This window comes from Cupriavidus pampae (genome assembly GCF_914271485.1).
GTDB lineage: Bacteria > Pseudomonadota > Gammaproteobacteria > Burkholderiales > Burkholderiaceae > Cupriavidus > Cupriavidus pampae.
The window spans coordinates 402271-423029 of record NZ_CAJZAG010000004.1; the positions used below are offsets into that span (position 1 = coordinate 402271).

Genomic DNA, 20759 nt, shown 5'->3' on the forward strand with positions numbered 1-20759 from the left:
GCCAGAGCCGGCATCCTGCCGTCGCACCTGACGGCGAACATCACCGCGAGCATGTCGCCCGAGCTGGCCGATGCGCGTACAACCCGTCGCCATCGCCGCCATGCCGAACCGCGCTACGCCCGTGCGTACGGCCACGCCGCCAAGCGCGTGTTCGATATCGGCGCGGCGTTGACGCTGCTGATGCTGCTGTCGCCACTGATGCTGATCATCGCGCTGCTCGTCATGCGCGACGGTGGTGCCTGCGTGTACGGCCATACCCGCGTCGGCATGGATGGCCGCAGCTTCCGCTGCCTCAAGTTCCGCTCGATGGTGCGCAATGCCGATGCCGCGCTGCAGGCGCTGCTGGCCAGCGACCCCGCCGCACGCGCGGAATGGGAGAAGGATTTCAAGCTACGCAACGATGTACGGGTAACGCGCCTGGGCCGCTTTATTCGCAAGACCAGCATCGATGAACTGCCGCAGTTATGGAACGTGGTGCGCGGCGATATGAGCCTGGTCGGTCCGCGCCCCGTGGTGGAGAAGGAGCTCGAACGCTACGGCGAATCGGTGTCGTATTACCTGCGTGTGCTGCCCGGCATCACCGGGCTGTGGCAGGTCAGCGGACGCAACGATGCCGACTACGACAAGCGCGTGATGCTCGACGTGGCCTACGTCCGCAACTGGACCTTCGCCGGAGACATCGTGATTCTGTTCAAGACAATCGGGGTGGTGATCTATGGTCGCGGCGCATACTGATCTGCCCTGGCGCAAGCGGTTCTCCGCAGTCTGGCTGTGGGCCGTGGTGGTGTATTTCGTGAGTGGCTGCGCGATGGCGCCGGGCATGACCTACAAGACCACGACCAACGCCACCACCAATGCCAGCGAAGGCACGTCGCCATCCGCGCTGCCCGTGACCGGCCTGCCATCGGTGCAGGGCGTGCAGTCGATCTCGCAGGACAATCTGATCGAAATCGACAATGGACTGATTGCGTCGCAGCGCACCGCACAACCGAGCGGCATTCCGGCGGAGGTGCGCGCGCTGTTCGACAAGCCACGCCCGTATGTGCTCGGCCCCGGCGATGTTCTCAGTATCGTCGTGTGGGGACACCCCGAGCTGAACCTGCCTTCGTTGCAGGTCACCAGCGGTGTCGATACCTCCGGCTCGAACTCCGTGGTCACGGGCTACACCGTGGACGCGCGCGGCAATGTCCAGTACGCGTTCGTCGGCATGGTGCAGGTGGCGGGTCTCACGGAAGCCGAAGCCCGGGAGTTGCTGACGCGGCGGCTGGCCGAGTACGTGCGCAATCCGCAGGTGACATTGCGCATTCAGGCCTACCGCAGCAAGCGCGTCTATCTTGACGGGGCAGTGGCGCAGGCCGGCGTGCAGATCATCAATGACGTACCGATGACGCTGCCCGAAGCCATCAATCGCGCCGGCGGCTTCAGCGCGGTGGCTGATCGTTCCTGGGTTGCGGTGACGCGCGGCGAGCGTACCGCCCGTGTAAGTTTTCCAGACCTGATCGCCAAGGGCACCAACCCATCGGACATCCTGCTGCGCGATGGCGACCTCGTGCGCGTCTTCGCGGGTAGCGACAGCAAGGTCTATGTGATCGGCGAAGTCGCGCGCAATGCGGCGCTGACGCTGAACAACGGCAAATTGAGCCTCAATCAGGCGCTCGGCGATGCGGGCGGCATCAGCCAGTACTCGGGCGATGCGCAACAGGTCTACGTGGTGCGTGGCAACGGCGGGCACGCGCCGCAGGTCTTTCATCTGGACGCCAGTCGGCCGTCGGCCATGGCACTGGCCGATGGCTTTGCGCTGCAGGCCAACGACGTGGTGTTCGTGGACACCTCGTCGCTGGTGCGCTGGAGCCGCGTGGTCAATCTGCTTCTACCCACCGCGCAGACCGCCACCGCGAGCCGGGCGGTAGCGCCATGAATGACAGAACCCTGGAGGGTGATGGCAATGAACACCACTGATCTCGCGCATCCGGTCTACGTGCCGCTTATGCGTCCGTCGGCGCGCGCGATGAATCCGCTGACGACGTTGCTGGCCAGCCGCTGGCTGATCGCCGGCATCACGCTGGCCTGTCTGCTCGCCGGCCTGGCCTATGCCGTGTTCACGCGCCCCGTCTATCGCTCCGACATGCTGATTCAGGTGGAGCCGAGCTCGATCGAGAACCGTTCCGCGTCGGGCGACCCTCGGCTCACGCCCGAGATCAAGCCCGATACCACGTCCGAGATTCAGGTGCTCAGTTCACGCATGGTGGTGTCGCGCGCCGTGGATACGCTGAAGCTGTATATCGATGCCACGCCGCGCTACGTGCCTATGATTGGCTGGTGGCTGGCCGAGCGCGCGGACGGGTATTCGCAACCGATCGGCGGTTATGTCTACGGCAAGGAACGTATCGCCGTGACGACGTTCGATGTGCCAGCAGCGCTGCAGGGCGAACCGTTCACGTTGACGCTTGGCGAGCATGGTAATTACAAGCTCACGCTCGGGACGGCCTTCGGCGCCCCGGTGGTATCGCTGACCGGCCGCGTCGGCATCCTGCTGCGGGCGGATACCGCGCGCGGACCGCTGACATTGCTGGTCCGCACCGCGACGGGTCTGCCCGGCGCACGCTTCACGCTCAAACGGTATTCGGAGACCGCGACCACGGAATGGCTGCAGAAGACGCTGGCGATTGGCGAGCGCGGCAAGCAGTCGAGCATCATCGGGGTGTCGCTGGACAGCGTCGAGCCGGTGGCATCGACGCGCATCCTTAACGAGATCGGCAAGGAGTACGTGGATCAGAACGTACGCCGGCGCTCCGAGGAAGCGGACAAGTCGATCCGCTTTCTGGACGAGCAACTGCCGCAGCTCAAGAAGCAGCTGGAGGAATCGGAAAGCCGTTACAACGCGTTCCGTGCGCAGCAGGGCACCGTCGATACCAGTCAGGAGGCGCGCGCGCTGCTGCAGCAGAGTGTGGATGCCGAGGCGCGGCTGGTGGATCTGCGCCAGAAGCGTCAGGAGCTGATGACCCAATACACCGAGAAGCATCCGGCGCTGCTCGCCATCGACGGGCAGCTGCGCGAAGCCCAGGCGGCGTGGGCCGTGGTGCAGGGGCGGACGCGGCAACTGCCCCTGATCGAACAGAAGGTCCTGCAACTGCAGCGCAACCTGCATGTGGATACCGAGCTCTATACGAACCGGCTCAATGCCCGCCAGCAACTGACGCTGGTACGCGCGGGCAAGGTGGCGAACGTGCGCCTGATCGATCCGGCCACGCCACCGGAAACGCCGATCTCCCCGCGGCGCGGCGTGGCCATCGGCGGCTCGCTCCTGGCTGGGCTGATGGCGGGCATCGTGCTGGCGATGGCACGGCGGCGCATCGCTGGCACCGTGCAGGACCGCGAGGAGATCGAGATTGCCACCGGCATTCCGGTCTACGCCACGGTGCCGCGTAGCCGCCTGACCGGACCTCTGCGCACGTCGTGGCTGGGCCGCTCTGGCGATGGCCCGCTGCTGCCGGATGCCGCGATCGAAAGCCTGCGCGCCGTTCGCACCACGCTTCACTTCGCGCTCCATGACGCGCCGAACCGCGTGGTGCTCATCACCGGTCCCACCGCGGGGGTTGGCAAGTCGTTCGTCGCCGCCAATCTGGCCACGCTGGCCGGTGCCTCCAAGCAGCGCGTGCTGCTGATCGATGCCGATCTTCGCAATGGCCGTCTGCACAAGCGCTTCCATGTCGATCGGGGTCCGGGGCTTGCCGAAGTGCTGGCGGGCGCGTGCAAACCGGAGGACGTGATCCGGCGCGGCGTGTCCTACGGCCTCGATTTCCTTTCGACGGGCGCCTGTTCGGCGGGCCCCAGCGAACTGCTGCTGCAACCTGAGCTGCGCGTACTGATCCAGCAGGTGTCCGCGCACTACGACATGGTGATCCTCGACGGTCCGCCACTGTTGCCGGTGGCCGATGCACTGGTGCTGGGACGCCTGGCCGGCACGGTCTTCATGGTGGCGCGCCATCGCGTGACGACGGTCGAGCAGATCGACGAAAGCACGCGGCGGCTCGCGCAGGCCAACGTTGCCGTGCGTGGCGTGATCTTCAACGATTTCACCGGTGCGCTGCATCGCTACAGCTACGCCTATGGCTCGACGGTCGAGCCGCAGACCGTCACGGCCAGAGTCTGAATATCCGCGACCCCAACGACCCGCTCCCGGGAGAGCCGACATGACGCACCTGCACCACAAACGCATCACGCTGGTCACCGTCACCTATGGCGACCGGCAGCACTACTGTGCAGAGCTGCTGCGGCGCAGCTTCGAGAACGAAGGCGTCATGCACGCCATTGTGGTCAGCAACAACTCGAGTTCCGACCTGGCGCAACTGGAAGCCACCTGGGGCAAACGCATCACCGTGATACGGCTCGCTTCCAATTCGGGCTCCGCCAATGGCTATGCGATTGGCATTGCCGCCGCACTGGAGCGCAGCAGTACGGATTTCATCTGGCTGATGGACGATGACAACGCGCCGAGCGAGGGCGCGCTGGACGTGCTGTGCCACCAGCTCGATGTGCTCGCGCGCCAGCGTGGACGCGCGCGTGCCGCAGTGCTGGGCTTCCGTCCCGACCATCAGGGCGATATCGCGGCCGGCGTGCCGGCGGCACTCGCCACGCCGCCGCGCTCGAGCTACTTCGGTTTTCACGTGGCGCGTATTCCGTACAAGATCTGGCGGCGCACGCCGTGGGGACGTCCACGTCCCGACGCGCTGCCGGCGGTCGTCCATCTGCCATTCGCGCCCTATGGCGGTCTGCTGGGCCATCGCGACATGTACACGGATCTGGGCTTGCCCGATACCAATCTGGTGCTCTATGCCGACGACACCGAATACACCTGGCGGCTGACCGCGCGCGGCGGCTGCATTGCACTGGTCACCGGCGCGCGCCTCGAAGATCTGGAAGCGTCCTGGAACGTCAAGCGCAACTGGAAGAACCATTTCGAATGCATGCTGTTCAGCGGTTCGGATTTCCGCGCTTACTACAGCAGCCGCAACCAGGCATGGTTCGATCGCAACTACTGGTCCCAGTCGGGCGTGATGTATCGCCTGAACCGGTTCGTGTTTCTGCAACTGCTGCGGCTTTACGGCAGGCGGCGCCATGCCGACGCGCGCCTGCGCCTGCTGGAGCGCGCCATTGCCGATGGCGAAGCCAGCCGGCTCGGTTTTCACGCCGACTACTCGCTATAGCCAGGACCGGAGACCACCATGCCGAAGCAGATCGCTACCCCCTCGTTGACCATCGTCATCTGCAACTACAACTACGCGCAGTACCTGGCCGCCGCCATCGACTCGGCGCTCGCGCAATCCACGCGGGACGTCAAGGTCATGGTCATAGACGATGGCTCGACGGATGGCTCGCGCGCGATCATCGAGGGGTATGGGCAACGCGTGGAGGCCATCTTCCAGCCCAACGGCGGACAGGTGGCCGCGTACAACCATGCGCTGGAGCGCGTGGACACGCCCTATGTGCTGTTTCTTGACGCCGACGACATGCTGCATCCCGCGGCGGCGGCCACCGTGATTGCCGCGTTCTCGGGCTCGGGAGACTGGGTCAAGGTGCAGTACCGGCTCGACGTCATGACCAGCGATGGCATGCCGACCGGCGTGCAGGTGCCGCAGTCGATCCGCGCCGATGGCAGCGGACGCATGTTGCGCCACGGCTGGCTGTACCCGTCACCACCGGGCTCCGGCAATGCCTACCGGGTCGAGGCGTTGCGCCGCATCTTCCCCGTGCCCGTGAACGCCGACAACATCCATGGCGCGGACTTCTATGCGATCTATGGCGTGGCGCTGCTCGGCAACGTCTGCGCGATCGAACACGCGCTGGGTTGCTACCGTGTGCATCGCGCCGCGCGGGCGACAAGTGCGTCGGCATCGGGAGACGATCTGTCATTGGCCAATGCGGAGGACTCGCTGGCCGTGGCTCGCCAGTCGGCGCGGCGGTGGTCGGTCCTGCGCGAGATCGCGCAGAACCGGCTCGACATCGCGCTGCCACCGGCCCCGCTCGATTTCTCGGCGGAGAAGGCGCGTTTCGCGCAGCAGGTCTACGGTGCCTCCTTCGCGCGTCGCTGGCATTGGTTCCGGCACGACTCGACCCGCTACTTCCACACCATCGTCGCCAATCCGTTCTGGACGCTCCACAAGAAGATCGCGGTGTGGGGTCTGACCATGCTGTGCCTGTTCCCGGCCGCATCGTTCAGTAACCGCGTGGTGCGGTATATCGCCAACCCGCTGGCACGGGCCGGTCAATAGGTCACCAGGAGCATGCGATGCCCACGACCGTCGCGATCAATGGCCGCTTTCTGGGCCGGCAAGCCACCGGTGTCGACCGCTTTGCGCATGAGGTCGTACGGTGCATCGACCAGTTGGTGGCCGAGCAGGATCCCGCCACGTCGGGTCTGTCGTTCGAGTTGCTGGTGCCACCGGCCGTCAGCGTCGATGCACAACAGTTTCCACACATGCAGGTTCGGCAGGTTGGGCGCCATGTGGGGCGCGGCGGGGGGCAGCTATGGGAGCAGATCAGCCTGCCGCTGGCGGCCCGGGGCGCGTTGCTGCTCAACCTGTGCAACGCGGCACCGCTGCTCTATCCGCATCAGGTGACGGTGATGCATGATGCCGCGCCCGTGCGTGTGCCTCAGGCTTACTCGCGCGCGTTCCGCTCTTGGTACGGCGTCATGGCGCCATGGGTGGGACGGGTGGCCCGGCGAGTGCTGACCGTATCCGAGTTCTCTCGCCGCGAACTCGCGACCGCCTATCGCATTCCCGGCCGCAAGATCGGCGTGCTGCCGATGAGCGGCGACCATATGTTGCGCTTGCCCGAGTCGGAAGACGTGCGACACAAGTTCGGGCTGTCCGACCGCCCGTACGTACTCGCCGTCAGCAGTGCGAGCTATCACAAGAACTTCAGGCTGGTGGCGGATGCGATCCGCATGCTCGGCAAGGTGGACTACGACGTGGTCATCGTGGGCGGTGGTGGTCGCGTGTTTCAGGCTGTGCGTGATGACCAGATCACCGAGAGCCATGACGCGGACGGCCGGGTGCGCCGGCTCGGCTATGTCGATGATGCCGACCTCAAGGCGCTGTTCCGCGGCGCCGGTTGCTTCGTCTTTCCGTCGCTGTACGAAGGCTACGGATTGCCACCGGTGGAGGCCATGACGCTGGGCTGTCCGGTGCTGGCGTCGAGCCTGCCGTCCGTACGCGAGGCCTGCGGCGCGGCGGTGCTCTATTTCCCGCCGACGCGCCCGCGCGAGCTCGGCGCGCTGCTCACCCACGTCATGCAGGACAGTGCCTTGCGCGAGAAGCTGCGCGAGCAGGGCCTTGCACGCGTGCGACCTTACTCCTGGCGCGCCACGGCTGCGCGACTACTCGGCGAGATCTCACCATGGCTTCCACAACGATGAAACCCTCTGTCAGCGAGTTCGGCCGCGTCGCCGTGGTGCATGAGTGGCTGACGACCTATGCCGGGTCCGAGCGCGTGCTCGAACAGATCCTCAAGATCTGGCCGGAGGCCGACCTGTTCAGCGTGGTCGATTTCTTTCCCGACGCGCAGCGCGCCGCGCTGCAGGGCAAGCACGCCACCACTACCTTTATCCAGCGTCTGCCGCGCGCACGCAAATCGTTCCGCGCCTATCTGCCGCTGATGCCACTGGCCGTGGAGCAGCTGGACCTGTCGAGCTACGATCTGGTCATCTCGTCCAGCCATGCCGTGGCCAAGGGCGTCATCACCGGTCCCGGGCAAGTGCACGTGAGCTACGTGCATTCACCGATGCGGTATGCGTGGGACCTGCAGCACCAGTACCTGACAGAGTCGAAGCTGACGCGCGGCCTGAAGAGCTGGTTGGCGCGCGCGATCCTGCATTACATGCGACTTTGGGATCAGCGTACCGCGCATGGCGTGGACCTCTTCGTGGCCAACTCCGCGTACGTGGCGCGGCGTATCCGCAAGGTCTATGGGCGCGATGCCGCCGTAGTCTATCCGCCCGTCGATATCGATCGGTTCAGCCTGAGCGAGCAGCACGAGGACTTCTATCTGACCGCATCGCGGCTGGTGCCGTACAAGAAGGTCGCGTTGATCGTCGAGGCCTTTGCCGCGATGCGCGACAAGCAACTGGTCGTGATTGGCGATGGTCCGGACTTCGAGCGCATCCGCGACATGGCCACGCCGAACGTGCGCGTGCTCGGCTACCAACCCTCCGATGTACTGGTGGCCCATATGCAGCGTGCCAAGGCTTTCGTGTTCGCGGCGGAAGAAGATTTCGGCATCGTCGCGGTGGAGGCACAGGCCTGCGGCACGCCTGTCATCGCACTGGGGCAGGGCGGCGCGCGCGAGACCGTGATCGACAGCCGCGACCGGGATCTGCGCACCGGCGTGTTCTTTCCGCGCCAGACGGTGGAGGACATCGTGCGCGCGGTCTGCCGCTTCGAGGGAAGCGGCCCCGTGCAGCCCGCCGCATGCCGGCGCAATGCGCTGCAATTCTCGCCAGAGCGGTTTCGCGCGGAATTCCTGGCCATGGTGCGCGGTGCGATGGCGCAAACGCCAGCCATCGTGCCCAGCGTCCCACGCGGTATGCCGAGCGTGAACCCGCTCGCCGTGGCGCCCGAATGAGGGTGACCTCGATGCGCTACGCCCGTACCTTGAACGATGGCTACTGGTGGGAAGACCCGGCAAGGTTGCTGCTGTGGTTCATCATTCCGCTGTACGCGCTCGTTTGCGTCGAGTTGCTGGGCGACCAGAAGTCGATCGATCGCATCTACTTCAACAGCCACTACGCCATTGCTGGCGCACTGTTCCTGTTTATGATGGCCGCGGCCGCCGCTGGCGAGCGCGTGCTGGCGCCGCGCGGCGCCGAGCCCGCCGTGACGATTTCCCCGCTCGTGCTCGACGCATTGTTCTGGCTCGCCTGCCTCGGTTACCTCGTCATGATGGGCGGCGTGATTGCCAAACCGGCGGTGCTGATGTCATTCCTGAGCGGTAGCGCCAGTACGTACGATGTGCTCGAACTCAAGGGGCGCGTGGCGGGCATCAGTACGCTGACGCAGGCGTCCGTGGCCTATGTGCCGCTCTACTTCGTGGTGTTTCCCGCAGCGGTGCGCGGCATCACGCGCTACAAGGCCTACCTTGCAGTGCTGTTCGTCCTGACGCTGCTGCGCAGCTTCATTTTCGCGGAACGGCTCGCGTTGCTGGAGGTGGTGCTGCCGTGGGCATTGATGGTGGCACGCTTCCGACTGCGCTCCGCGGACGGCTCGCGCAGCCTGCTGATGACGCTGGGACCTTTCGCCGCCATTCCACCGCTGATCGGGTTCTTTATCGTCAACGAGTACAACCGGTCGTGGGAGACGTACTACGTCAACATCTACGACAACATCTTCGACTTCGCGCTCGAGCGTCTGGGCCTGTACTACTCGACGGCCATCAACAATGGCGCGGGCCTGCTGACGATCATGGGCTGGGGCACCGGCGATCCCACCTTCACGTTCGACTGGCTGGTCAAGTTTCCCGTTATCGGCGAAAGCTTCCGTCCGTTCGTGGGGCGCGGCGATGGCTATGGCACGTTCCTCAACACGTTTGGCGATCCGGAGTTCAACAACCCGTCCGGCCTCTACGTGCATTTCTACGAGTGGGGCTGGTTCGCGCTACTGGAAGCGGCGTTGATGGGCTGGCTGCTGGGACGCAGCTACGCGGGCTGGCGCACCGGCAATGGTTTCTGGTGCTGCGCGCATGCGGTGCTGCTGGTGTCGCTGATGGAGATCCTGCGCGTACCAAACCTGTTCAGCGGCCGCAACTTCGTACCACTCGCATTGCTGTGGCTGGTGTTCCGGTGCCTTGGGCGGCCCGCCCGGCATGTGGTCCCCTCCGCATCGCAGCCGCTCTACGGCGGGCCCAACCGGCCGCTTGCCGGTCCACGCTGAACGCGAGGCCACACCCATGCCGCCATCCATCCGCTCGACGGCGTCGTACCTGTTGTTGATCCAGGGCGGCAACTATTTGTTTCCGCTTCTGCTGTTGCCCTTTCTGGGGCACAAGCTCGGCGTGCGCGAGTTTGGCGTGCTGGCCTACTGCCAGGCGCTGGCCCAGTACCTGATTCTCCTGACCGACTACGGCCACAATCTTTCCGCCACGCGTGTGGTCTCGCTCCGACGCGACGACCCGACGGCCGTGGCCACAGTGTTCTCCGCGACGATGCTGGCCAAGCTGCTGCTGTTGCTCGGCGCGGCGCTGTTGATGGGCATCGCGCTGCTAGGCATGCCCGATCTGCGCGAGCATTGGGCCATTCTCGCCGCGGCGTTCGTGGGCGTGGTCGCCAATGCCATCACGCCGATCTGGCTCTATCAGGGGCTGGAGCGGATGAAGGTGCTGGTGTTACCGAACTTCGTGGCCAAGGCCACCAGCCTGATCTGCGTGTTGCTGTGGGTGCGTGCCCCGGGGGACGCGGCGCTGGCCGCGCTCGGTATCAGCATGGGTACCGTGATCCTGGCAGCGACTGCGTTATGGGGCGTGATGCGCGGACGGCTGGCGGTGCTGATCGGGGTGTCGTGGGCCGCGGTGATGGCATCGCTGCGAGACGGCTTTCCGATGTTCCTGTCGCTGGTGCTGGTCAGCTTCTACGTGAACTTCAATACGATCCTGCTCAACCATTTCCACGGGCCGGAGGCAGTGGGGCAGTTCTCGATGGCCGACAAGATCCGCATCGCGGGCCAGACCATCTTCACGGTGCTGGGGACGGCGTTCTATCCACGCATCAGCCAGTACAACGTCACCGATCCGCCGGCCGCGCGCGCGCTGATGCGCCGCGCGATGATGCTGGTCTTCGCGTGTTCCTGCTCGATGTTCGTGTTCGTGGAAGTCTTCGCGGGCATGGGCATCCGCATGTGGCTGGGCGAGCCGTTCCATGACGCGATTCTGCTGCTGCGGCTCGAAGCCGTGCTGCTTCCCCTGACGAGCATCGCCTTTATCTTCGGCAATCTGGGGCTGATGGCGCTTGGTCACCATCGCACGGTACGAAACATCTATGCCGCGGTCACGCTGCTGCATCTGATCTATGTGGTGCCCTTTGTCCTGTACCTGGGCGCCGAGGGCACGGTGATCTCCGTGATCCTCACCGAGCTGGCGGGTGCCGTTACGTTCTACGTGTGCTACCGACGTGCGACAAACGGGAGCGCGACGGACAGCGGCGTGCCCGCACCGCTCACACGGGATTCGGCAACTGTGAAGGAGATGCAGGTATGACACGCAAGGGCATTATTCTCGCCGGCGGTTCCGGCACGCGGCTGTACCCGGTCACGCAATGCATTTCCAAGCAGCTGCTGCCGGTATACTACAAGCCGATGATCTACTACCCACTCACCACGCTGATGGTGGCCGGTATCCGCGACGTGCTGATCATCTCCACGCCGCAGGACACGCCGCGCTTTGCCGCATTGCTCGGCGATGGCAGCCGGTGGGGCATGAACCTGCACTACGCCGAGCAGCCGTCGCCGGATGGACTGGCGCAGGCGTTCATAATCGGACGCGATTTCGTTGGCAGCGACCCGTCGGCGCTGATCCTTGGCGACAACATCTATTACGGCCACGAGCTGTCCCGCATGCTCACGCGTTGCGGCCGGCGCGACGAGGGCGCCACCGTCTTCGCGTATCACGTACAGGATCCCGAACGATATGGAGTAGTGGAGTTCGACGATGACTTTCGCGCGCTGTCGATCGAGGAGAAGCCCGCCCGGCCGCGTTCGAGCTATGCGGTGACGGGGCTGTATTTCTATGACAACAAGGTCTGCGACATCGCCGCCGACATCCGGCCGTCCGCGCGTGGGGAGCTCGAGATCACCGAGGTCAATTCGCGCTACCTCGATGCGGGCAAGCTGACTGTCGACATCATGGGACGCGGCTACGCGTGGTTCGATACGGGCACGCACGATTCGCTGATCGATGCCGCGCAGATGGTCGCCACGTTGCAGAAGCGGCAGGGCCTGATGGTGGCCTGCCCGGAGGAGATCGCGTTCCGGCGGCGCTGGATCGATGCCGAACAGGTAGACCGCCTGGCCGCGCCGCTGGAGAAGAGCCACTACGGCAAGTACCTGCGGCAACTGGTAGCGGAGACGCCGCGGGTCAGGTAGGCGGCATCGACAATCGTCAGGGCGCGCGCCGCAGCGACGAGCGCACCTGAGGCAGGCGGCTCGCATCCGCGCCAGCGACCTGCGTCGCGCCGCCGCCCGAACATCCCGACGGCACCGGGAGGGCCGCGCCATCGAGCGTATTACCACCGCACGTGAACTGCTCGGCGGTGCAGTTCCGGTAGAGCAGGGCGATCGGCGTGCCGCCAATCGCGCCAAACCGGTTGTTGCCGATGCCGGCTCCGCAGATATTGCCCTGTGCGCGAAAACCATCGAAGCGTGTGCGCGTGATCTGGTTACCAATGACCTGAATGCCGCGTACGCTGCCGCTGCCCGTGTTGACGTCGATTGCCGCATGCCCGGTAGCCATCCGACTATTGCCCGGCTGCGTCGCATTCTGATCGTCCGCAATCATATTGCTGGCGATAAGCACATTGGTCGGGTCCATCGTGCGATAGCCGTCTTCCTGCGCCACCATAATGGCCGCGGCCTTCTGCACCCCCTCCACCCAATTACCGACCACGGTCACATCGGCGCTACCCACCACCGCAACACCGCGCCCCCAGGCATTGCCCGCCAGATAGTTGCCCGTGACGTAAATGTTCCGAGTTGGCGCCCCATCGCGCTCATAACTCACGATGCCCACCATGTCATCGCCAGTGGCCGTGACGGAAGAATCCTGCACCAGCACATCGTGCGACCCACCGGTGATATGAATGCCATCGGCCAGCGTGCCACTGACTTTGTCGCCGATCAGCGCAATGCTGCTGCCACGCGAAACGAAAATGCCAGCGCTGGCCCCACCCTGAATGGTCACGTCGAGCACCTGTATGCCCTCGCCATCGACCACCACCTTCGCCGACGTCGCGGTCTCGAGCCGCTGCGTACCGACCCCTCTGAGCGTCAACCCTACCAGCGTCGAATTCCGGCCATTCATCACAATGGCCTGCTGGTCCGGATTGGTTGCAACAAAGGTGGCGCCATACCCAGAGATGACGACCTGCTCACGGCTCACCGTCAGCACGCGGCTGACAGAGTAAGTGCCCGGAGAGAGCATGAGCCGCTGTCCCAGCTGAAGGTTATCGAGCGCAGATTGCAGAGCGTCGGTCTGATCCTGCCCCGTGGGGCCTATCGCGACATCGGCGGGCGCGCCAATCGCCGAAGGAATGGGGTCCGGCACATGCCAGCGGTCCAACCGGATTGCTGCACCGGCCCCTGCGAGCGCCACGAGCGCCAGACCAAGCCACAGGATTCTACGTAGTACGGGTTTCATAGGAGCCAGCATACGTGCTCAGGCGTAATCACGGCGCCTGACTGCGGCGCGTTGTCTGGAATGGGCGAGGTGTTGGCGGAAGCCGAACACTAACCTCCACCGAGAGCCGCGTCCATGTGCCCTTGGGGGTACACGTCACGCGCGCGATTTTTGTGCCGCGCGGCGATTCAGAGCAAGGGCGACCATCTCGCAAACGCCGGCAAAAAGACCGATGCCCCACACCGCACCGCTGCTGAGGATTGCCGCGCCAATTGCGCTGCCGATGGAGAACCCCAGATACATGGTCGAGGTATTCAGCGCGAGGGACAGGGATGCCTGCGAAGGGTTTCCCGCTGCCATCAGGCGCGACATCTGGGCGGGGAAGAACGCCCAGATGGAAAAGCCCCATACGGCAATCGCGATCATGACGGGCAGCAGAGCACGATCCGCGGAGAGTACCAGCGCCGCAAGCGAGAGCGCCCAGAACGAAAGTGCAAGGGCCAGGAGCGAAGCGCGCGCAACGCGATTCGCTCCAAACTTGTCACTCAGCGCGCCGCCAGCGGTGACTCCGAATGCAGCCGCGACACCCCACATTGAAACGGTCACGTTAATTCCAACCGCATCGAACGCTAGAACGCTGGACATAGGGGTATGCGGCGTACCCACCGATGGACCAGAAGAGACTGACCGAAAGAAAGCGAAGGATCGCAGGTTGCCGGACGACGGCCAAACGTTGCGTAAGCGTCGCGACGGGAATGCCTGTGCCAGCATTCTTCGCCACACCCGCGAAGACTCCCATAATCGCTACCAGACTCATCAGGCCAACTGCCAGAAACGTAGAGCGCCAGCCAAAGACGTGTCCGACTAGCCCGCCCAAAGGTAGTCCGAGCGCAATGGCAAGCGTCATGCCCCCACTGACGATTGCCAACGCTCTTCCACGTCTGTCAGCGGATGCAATGACGCCCGCCAATGCATTGGCATTTGGGATATAGAGACCCGATGCGACGGCCATCATCACGCGAGCCGCCATCAGAAGCCCGAAACTTGGCGACCATGCCGCCAACAGGTTTCCTGCGGCGAAAATGGTCATCGCGCCTAGCAGCACGCTCCTGCGCCGCAGCCGTGCGGTCAAGACGGTTGCGATGGGCGAGCTGACCGCCATCGTCAATGTGAAAACCACTACGAGCAGTGCGACATACGGCACCGTCATCCTGAAGTCTGCCGCCATGGTGGACAGCAGTGGCGCGATCATGAACCCTTCGGTACCTATTGCAAAAGTGCCTAGCGCCAGGAACAAAGCTGGCGCGAGCGAGTTGTCGCGATCGGGTGTGCCGGCGGTTGCGGCCGCGAGCGGCGCTGCCGCGCGGCAGTCATGTGACACAGGTGTTCTCCTGCTCAATCGAGGTACGCCGGAAGCTTGGGCAGCTTTTCGTTGTCGGCCGGTTCATGTTGAATGACCAGCTTTGCGTTGGTCTGCTTGATGATGTCGTCAAGCCTGTCACCGGAAGAAATGGTTTCCTTGTGAGAGTAGTTCCAGGTCGGCACCTGCTTGCGCTCGTGATTCTCCGTGAAGTGCCACTGGTCACCGGAGAGAACGTACGACCCGGAGTTCTTGAGATTCAGCAGCAGCGCCATGCTCCCCGGCGTGTGGCCCGGCGTCTGGATCGTCTTCATGGTGCCGTCGCCGAAGAGGTCGACATCGCCATCGACGACTCGCACGCGTTTGAGGTTTTTGCCAGAGATATGCGAGCTGAACAGATCGGCCTGGATGTAGTGCGCCGATGCAATCTTGGTATCGGCCATCGCCTCAAGCTCCGCGCGCTGGATGATCAGCGTCGCGTTCGGAAAATCATTGACCTGGCCGGAATGATCGAAGTGGGCATGCGAGACAGCGACATACTTGATGTCCTTGCTGCTGAGCTTGAGCTCGCGAAGCTGATCGACGATCGTGCGGTCCAGCTTGGTGGTGAACGTGCCCTCGGTCAGCGGGCCCTTAAGGTACTTCTTCGGCAAACCGGCGTCCCACAGAATCCAATCCTTGCCATGCTTGATCAGGTAGCAGGACATGACGATGTCGTAGTACTCGCCCTTGTAAAGCCCTTCATCGGACATCACAGACTTGTCGCCAAGTCGCATCTGGCCGCAGTCGAGCCGGTACATCCTGACTTCCGGTGCCGCGGCGAATGCCGACTGGACGGACGCTACGGAAAGAGTGAGTAGGGCGAATTTGGAAAGCAGGCGATTCACGGTTGTTCTCTGGCAGAAACTGCGCGGCGGCGCGGTACCAGGAAGGATAGATGGGACCATCTCTGCCAGTCAGACGTAGAGACCGAGTTTCAGGACATAACGGGTCCCGCGCATCAAATATTGACATTCACCCCAGTCGGCAACGCCTGTGTAATCCATCCCCTTTGCTGGAGCGCCGCGCGTCCCTCGGCATAGACGTTTGGGTTGTTTTCGATCGATCTGAGAGTGATGATCACCACCGCTCTAAGCGGCTTCTGCAGCATTGGTTCGAACTCACGTCGCAGAACCGATGCCTGCACGGCCCAGATATCTCCCGCCACGCCGTGTGGCATCGATCGACGATACACCTTGATCGGTGCCCATTTCCCGCCGTGTTCGATTTGCGCCGTCTCAAACCCGTGGCTTCCCTTCTCGTGGTCGCCCGGGAGTTTGCCACCGAACTGGAAATCCCCCTTCTCGTTAGGCGACAGCGTTCCAAATCCAATCTCTACGTTGAAGCGCACGTACTCGGCGCCGGCATCTCCGTCCAGCGGCGGGGCGTAAGCGCAGGTCATGATGACTTCCGCGCGCAGCTTGCCGTTGACCATTAGCGATGCCGGTAACGGGTATGGAGCCTTTCGCCATTTTGCTCCGTCTGCGAGATCCACCTCGAACATCAGCGTGAAGCTCGAGTCGGAGTCGTGTAGTACGCCGAGCGGATCTGAAGGGATGCCCGCTCCAAAATATCGTCGTTCTCGCGCGCCGCGGGCGGGAGAGTTGAGTTCTGCTGCATGCACGACCAACGCCTTGACCATGGTCGGTGATACCGCAAAGGGATTGCGATGGCCTCCGGATTCCAGATCTCGCCACGTATGAGCGGCGAGTGCCGAGACGACAGGAGCGGAAAAGCTTGTGCCAAACAGGCGCGCCGCGCGGCCGGTCGGATGCAAAACTCTGATGCCTACGCCTTGGCATTGCCACGCTGCTGTGACATTGCCCCCAAAGTGAGTGACGTCCGGCTTCGGCGTAAATACTGGGCCGGGTCCGCGCCGGGAGTAGGGCGCGGGATCTCCCGATCGCACGAGCGTGTCGACGCTTTCGCGGTGTGCGATGGCGCCGACGGTCAACGCTCTCACGGAGTCACCCGGACTCGCCAGGCGGTCGGGTAACTCGTCAGTTGCCGGCCATGTCCTTCGAGGTGTCCCCAGATAATTGCCTGCGGATACCACGAAGAGAACGTTGTGCCGGTCGCTGAGCTGGTCGAGCTCGCGTGCGAACTCACTGAACTCGTCATCGCTAGCCTCATCGCGCGTTGAGATAGAGAGGTTCCATACACGGACGTCTGGTTGATTTGCCAAGGCTGTGCGGAGCCTGAGGATGAGGTCGCCCAAACGAGCCTGGCCAAGTTCAACCGCGACGACATCGTGCACGCGACAGGGCACAACCGGAAAGCGCTCGTCCTCCGAGTTCAGATGGGCGGCACAAGCCACAAGGGAGGCGACGAACGTGCCGTGCTCATAGTTCGTTTCTGGCGGCAGGACGTAGATATCGCGGCTCGCGACCCACGGCGCCATGCTGTCGAGGTTGGGTGCGACGCCCCCATCGAAAACGCCCACGACCGGAAGATCGCCGTTCGGCAACGGCAAGACGTGAGCGTCCGCCGGCATGACGGTGGTCGTGGCAGAGCCTTGTACGTTAGGCTCCGGCCTGATCCTGCGCACCGCAGGAAAGCGAAGAAGTTCGAGGAGTTTGCTCTCCGTTAGCTGCGCATCGATCGGAACGACGAAGAGCGGAGGCCCGGAAGGTTGGGGAATCTGCTCGGCAGTGAGCCCGGACTTGTCGAGAAATTCGAGAAAACGTTGCAAGACCCGCTTTGATGTTTCCTCGGATGCGTACGAGAAAAGTCTGACGAGAACGCGCCCCGCAGCCCGTTTCATTGCCGCATGCAATGCCTGCGCCGACAATGCCCTGAGGGGTGGCGGCAGGCGACGCTGCACGCCCCACGCATGGATGCCTTGAAGTGTGCTGAGATTTTCGCGGATGGATTTGGTTGCGCGTGTCCCGATGACCTCATCCAGTGCGGCGATGGCGCCTGCATCCGCGGCAATCAGCATCTCATTCAACGACCCGTGTCCTACCGGTACAGCGCCGCTCTCTGCAGTGAGGGTCGTCGGGCGATGACTCTTCGCGATCGCCTTGTCGCGGAGCTCCAGCACCAAAACCGCCGGTACGTCGGGGATGCTCAGGTCCTGATGACTGGAGTCGACAGCGTCCGACAGAAATTTGCGTAGGCGAGTGCGAAGTGCGGAGGTTACCGGAACGAACTCCGTGCCTCCGCCGCCCTGCGTTTCTACACCAAACAGATCTTTCGCCTGGAACGCGACGTGTACATACGGATTCGCGCGCTTAGACTGATCGTCTCTCCTCGACCTCGGTTTTGCCGGCATTCTGACCCCTCAGCATGTTGGAGATTTGCCGGGTCGAGACTGCATAGAGCCTTGCGAGTTCTCTTTGTGAAAAGGCTTCTTCCTGCCATGCCCTCAACCAGCGCACCTCATCTTCTATTGATGGCAAATGGTGCCCACGCAGTGAGGAAATGGCAATGCCCAACCTTCGAAGAATCTCTGCAGGATCAGCTTTTGGCGTTTCAGCCATGACGGCGGTGCGTATCGCGTCCTGACACACCTGCTCGATGATCGCGCCGGATACGCCGTCAGAGCAGCGTACGAGTTCATCCCAATGCAAGCCTGCAGGGGCGAAGTCACGAAGCATCGATTTCCAAAGCGCTTCTCGTAGCGCAGGGTCGGGATTGGAAAAAGAAATCTGATACGGAAAGCGCCGCCACACCGCAGCATCGATACCCTGTGCGAAATTCGTAGCGGCGACGACTACGACGTGACCGGGCAGCGCATCGATGTTCTGCAGCAATGCGATCACGATGCGCTGTAGTTCTCCCACGTCACGCTCGTTGCCTCGCGCGGAGGCAAGAGCGTCGAACTCGTCCAACAACAGGACACAGGGAGTTTGCTCGGCAAAGTCGAAGACCCTGCGCAGGTTCCTGCTGGTCTGACCCAGCAGACTGCTGATCAACGTGTCGCAACGGACCGTCGCCAGTGGCAGCTTCAATTCGTTGGCGAGTCGCCTTGCCGTCATCGTTTTCCCGGTCCCGGGAGGGCCGTGCAGGAGGATGCGATTGACGGATGCAACGCCGGAGGCGGCAAGTCTGTCGTAATGGGTCACCGCGCTGACGAACTCCTGAAACCGTCTGGCCGCAGCGGAAGGCAGGTGGAAGTTGTCGGCTTGCACTTCCGAGTAGGAAATGTCGACCGTCTCCAAGCGGCTATCGGCGTCCATCGGCACGGCGCTGGCCATGCGGGAACCGTCTTGCGCATAAGCCATGGCAGCCGGGGCCCGCGAAAGTCGCTCCCGAATTCGCACGGCGTCTTCACGCGCGCCGCTGCGCTCGAGCTTATCTGCGAGCAGGCCCGCATAGTTGCCGGCCATCGAGGCATTCGCCTTCAGTGCGCCGTCAAGAATCTTCAGAACTTCGGATAGATGCTCCAACGCCAATCCTCACTTTTGCATCGTGGCGGAGTCGAAGCGTAACGCAAATAGGGGTGTATGAATCGCTATTTTGCTTTCATGTTTCGAATTTCCCGGGATCGCAACGACATGCGGGATCTGCCGCGAATCCACAACATCAGTGATGTCTATGTGCGCCGCGGCGTACAAAAGCACCACAGGTGGATGGAATTTGTCACCGTTGGGGCGCTTTTCGCGGCATCTGTTGCCGCTACGCACTACGTAGTGTTACCTAATGCTGCATTGCGCCATTTCCTTTGCTACAATTCGTGAAAACCCCATAAGGGTTATCCCTAAGGAAGGAAGAAAGCCATGAACACGAACTCCGATATCAAGATCACCGACCAACTCGAACGCGAACTGATCGAGCGTGAGCTGGGCTCGCAAAGCCTGGGCTTCGCTAACGACGTCAAGCGTGTTGTTGCCGCCGTGCAAGGCATCTTCACCCGCCTGCAGGCTGAAGCCCGCAAGGCCAAGGTTGTCTACGCAAACGGCTAAGCGCATCGGCGCAAACAGCTGATCGCAGCAAGTAGTTGGATTGAGGTCGCTATGTAGCGACTGAGGTTCGCGGCATCGCGAGGTGCCGCACCCCATTGAACCGGCCCGCCGCCACACCTCTTGTGTGAGCGGCGGGCCGGTTTTGCTTTTTGCGGTCACATTTTCGCCATGTGACGGTTCATCAATTATTTTGAATAACTATGACAGCGATAGCCGACTTTCTCCGGGTCGGCGATCGCTATAGTTCAGCACATGGACAGCGCGGCAACGCAGCCAGGCAAACAAAGCGAAGCCAGCGCCGTCCAACATAACCCCAAACTTATTGAAGTATTTTTTTATTCCGGAGAGAACCATGTCGAACGCCAAGCTGCAAGTCCTGACCCCGCGCAACAGCCAACTGATCTTCATCGACCATCAACCCCAGATGGCCTTCGGTGTGCAGTCGATGGATGCCAGACCATGAAGAACAACGCCGTGGGTCTGGCCAAGGCAGCGAAGATCTTCGACGTGCCGACCACCATCACTACCGTGGAAAGCGATTCGTTCTCCGGCTACACCTATCCCGAGCTGCTCGACGTGTTCCCGGGCAAGCAGACGCTCGAACGCACCTCGATGAACTCGTGGGATGACCAGAAGGTGCGCGACGCGCTGGCCGCGAATGGTCGCAAGAAGATTGTCGTGGCGGGTCTGTGGACCGAAGTCTGCAATACGACGTTTGCCCTGAGCGCCATGCTGGAAGGCGACTACGAGATCTACATGGTCGCCGACGCCTCCGGCGGCACCACCAAGGAAGCGCACGACTACGCCATGCAGCGCATGATCCAGGCCGGCGTGGTGCCGGTCACCTGGCAGCAGGTACTGCTCGAGTGGCAACGCGACTGGAAGAACAAGGAAACGTACGACGCCGTGACGGGTCTGGCCAAGGAGCACTCGGGCGCCTATGGCATGGGAATCGACTATGCCTACACGATGGTCCACAAGGCCGCCCAGCGTACCCAGACCCCGCACCAATCGATTGCACCCATCCACGCCCCGGTGATTGAGTACTAAGCACCACGGTTGGTGGCGCGGCA

Annotated in this window: 17 protein-coding genes and 2 pseudogenes; 13 read left to right on the top strand and 6 right to left on the bottom strand. The window is 63.0% G+C overall.

The genetic code is table 11. From position 1 onward, the window contains the following. Positions 1–141 precede the first annotated feature (141 nt). The 10 genes and pseudogenes from LDO41_RS12615 to rfbA all read left to right on the top strand — a co-directional run. Positions 142–735: pseudogene (locus LDO41_RS12615) on the top strand (sugar transferase); the annotation flags it as partial. Then, positions 716–1918, top strand: a complete 1203-nt coding sequence (locus LDO41_RS12620; protein ID WP_223988517.1) for a polysaccharide biosynthesis/export family protein — start codon at positions 716–718, stop codon at positions 1916–1918. The pseudogene LDO41_RS12615 and the gene LDO41_RS12620, both read left to right, overlap by 20 nt. Positions 1919–1945: 27 nt before the next feature. Further along, positions 1946–4153, top strand: a complete 2208-nt coding sequence (locus LDO41_RS12625) for a GNVR domain-containing protein (protein ID WP_223988519.1) — start codon at positions 1946–1948, stop codon at positions 4151–4153. Positions 4154–4193: 40 nt separating this feature from the next. Beyond that, positions 4194–5207, top strand: coding sequence for a glycosyltransferase (locus LDO41_RS12630; RefSeq protein ID WP_223988521.1), 1014 nt, complete (start codon positions 4194–4196; stop codon positions 5205–5207). Positions 5208–5225: 18 nt separating this feature from the next. Further along, positions 5226–6272, top strand: a complete 1047-nt coding sequence (locus LDO41_RS12635; protein WP_223988523.1) for a glycosyltransferase family 2 protein — start codon at positions 5226–5228, stop codon at positions 6270–6272. Between the two features lie 17 nt (positions 6273–6289). Beyond that, a complete protein-coding gene (locus LDO41_RS12640; protein WP_223988525.1) occupies positions 6290–7420 on the top strand; it encodes a glycosyltransferase family 4 protein in 1131 nt (376 codons plus the stop codon). Next, complete coding sequence (locus tag LDO41_RS12645) at positions 7402–8625, top strand: glycosyltransferase family 4 protein (protein WP_223988527.1); 1224 nt, start codon at positions 7402–7404, stop codon at positions 8623–8625. The genes LDO41_RS12640 and LDO41_RS12645 overlap by 19 nt, the downstream gene beginning before the upstream one ends. A gap of 11 nt (positions 8626–8636) precedes the next feature. Then, positions 8637–9929: an oligosaccharide repeat unit polymerase gene (locus LDO41_RS12650; protein WP_223988529.1), complete on the top strand. Its 1293-nt coding sequence runs from the start codon at positions 8637–8639 to the stop codon at positions 9927–9929. Between the two features lie 16 nt (positions 9930–9945). Beyond that, positions 9946–11247, top strand: coding sequence for an oligosaccharide flippase family protein (locus LDO41_RS12655; protein ID WP_223988531.1), 1302 nt, complete (start codon positions 9946–9948; stop codon positions 11245–11247). Next, positions 11244–12131: a glucose-1-phosphate thymidylyltransferase RfbA gene (rfbA, locus tag LDO41_RS12660; protein ID WP_223988533.1), complete on the top strand. Its 888-nt coding sequence runs from the start codon at positions 11244–11246 to the stop codon at positions 12129–12131. Before LDO41_RS12655 ends, rfbA begins: the two co-directional genes overlap by 4 nt. A gap of 16 nt (positions 12132–12147) precedes the next feature. Here the strand turns inward: rfbA and LDO41_RS12665 are convergent, their stop codons facing one another. From LDO41_RS12665 to iteA, 6 genes are all read right to left on the bottom strand, one after another. After that, positions 12148–13401 carry a right-handed parallel beta-helix repeat-containing protein gene (locus LDO41_RS12665; RefSeq protein ID WP_223988535.1) on the bottom strand — a complete coding sequence of 418 codons (1254 nt, stop codon included), beginning with the start codon at positions 13399–13401 and terminating at the stop codon, positions 12148–12150. 135 nt (positions 13402–13536) lie between these two features. Then, positions 13537–14025 (bottom strand): MFS transporter, encoded by a 489-nt coding sequence (locus LDO41_RS34300; RefSeq protein ID WP_318036285.1) that lies wholly within the window; start codon positions 14023–14025, stop codon positions 13537–13539. Beyond that, positions 13988–14761: an MFS transporter gene (locus LDO41_RS34305; protein ID WP_318036286.1), complete on the bottom strand. Its 774-nt coding sequence runs from the start codon at positions 14759–14761 to the stop codon at positions 13988–13990. The genes LDO41_RS34300 and LDO41_RS34305 overlap by 38 nt, the downstream gene beginning before the upstream one ends. A 14-nt stretch (positions 14762–14775) precedes the next feature. Next, on the bottom strand, positions 14776–15627 hold the full coding sequence (locus LDO41_RS12675) for an N-acyl homoserine lactonase family protein (RefSeq protein WP_223988536.1): 852 nt from the start codon (positions 15625–15627) through the stop codon (positions 14776–14778). Between the two features lie 113 nt (positions 15628–15740). Then, positions 15741–18053 carry a S8 family anti-phage peptidase IteS gene (gene iteS / locus LDO41_RS12680; protein ID WP_223988538.1) on the bottom strand — a complete coding sequence of 771 codons (2313 nt, stop codon included), beginning with the start codon at positions 18051–18053 and terminating at the stop codon, positions 15741–15743. Continuing rightward, positions 18013–19170 carry an anti-phage ATPase IteA gene (gene iteA / locus LDO41_RS12685; RefSeq protein WP_223988540.1) on the bottom strand — a complete coding sequence of 386 codons (1158 nt, stop codon included), beginning with the start codon at positions 19168–19170 and terminating at the stop codon, positions 18013–18015. The genes iteS and iteA overlap by 41 nt, the downstream gene beginning before the upstream one ends. Before the next feature lie 57 nt (positions 19171–19227). Between iteA and LDO41_RS12690 the strand changes: the two genes are divergently transcribed. The 3 genes and pseudogenes from LDO41_RS12690 (at position 19228) to LDO41_RS12700 (ending at position 20736) form a co-directional block, all read left to right on the top strand. Next, positions 19228–19461, top strand: coding sequence for a hypothetical protein (locus tag LDO41_RS12690; RefSeq protein WP_223988542.1), 234 nt, complete (start codon positions 19228–19230; stop codon positions 19459–19461). Positions 19462–19500: 39 nt separating this feature from the next. After that, the gene (locus LDO41_RS12695) at positions 19501–19686 is read left to right on the top strand and encodes a hypothetical protein (protein ID WP_223988544.1); all 186 of its coding nucleotides are present in this window, start codon (positions 19501–19503) and stop codon (positions 19684–19686) included. A 352-nt stretch (positions 19687–20038) separates the two neighbouring features. Continuing rightward, positions 20039–20736 (top strand): annotated as a pseudogene (locus tag LDO41_RS12700) (hydrolase). Positions 20737–20759: the final 23 nt, after the last annotated feature.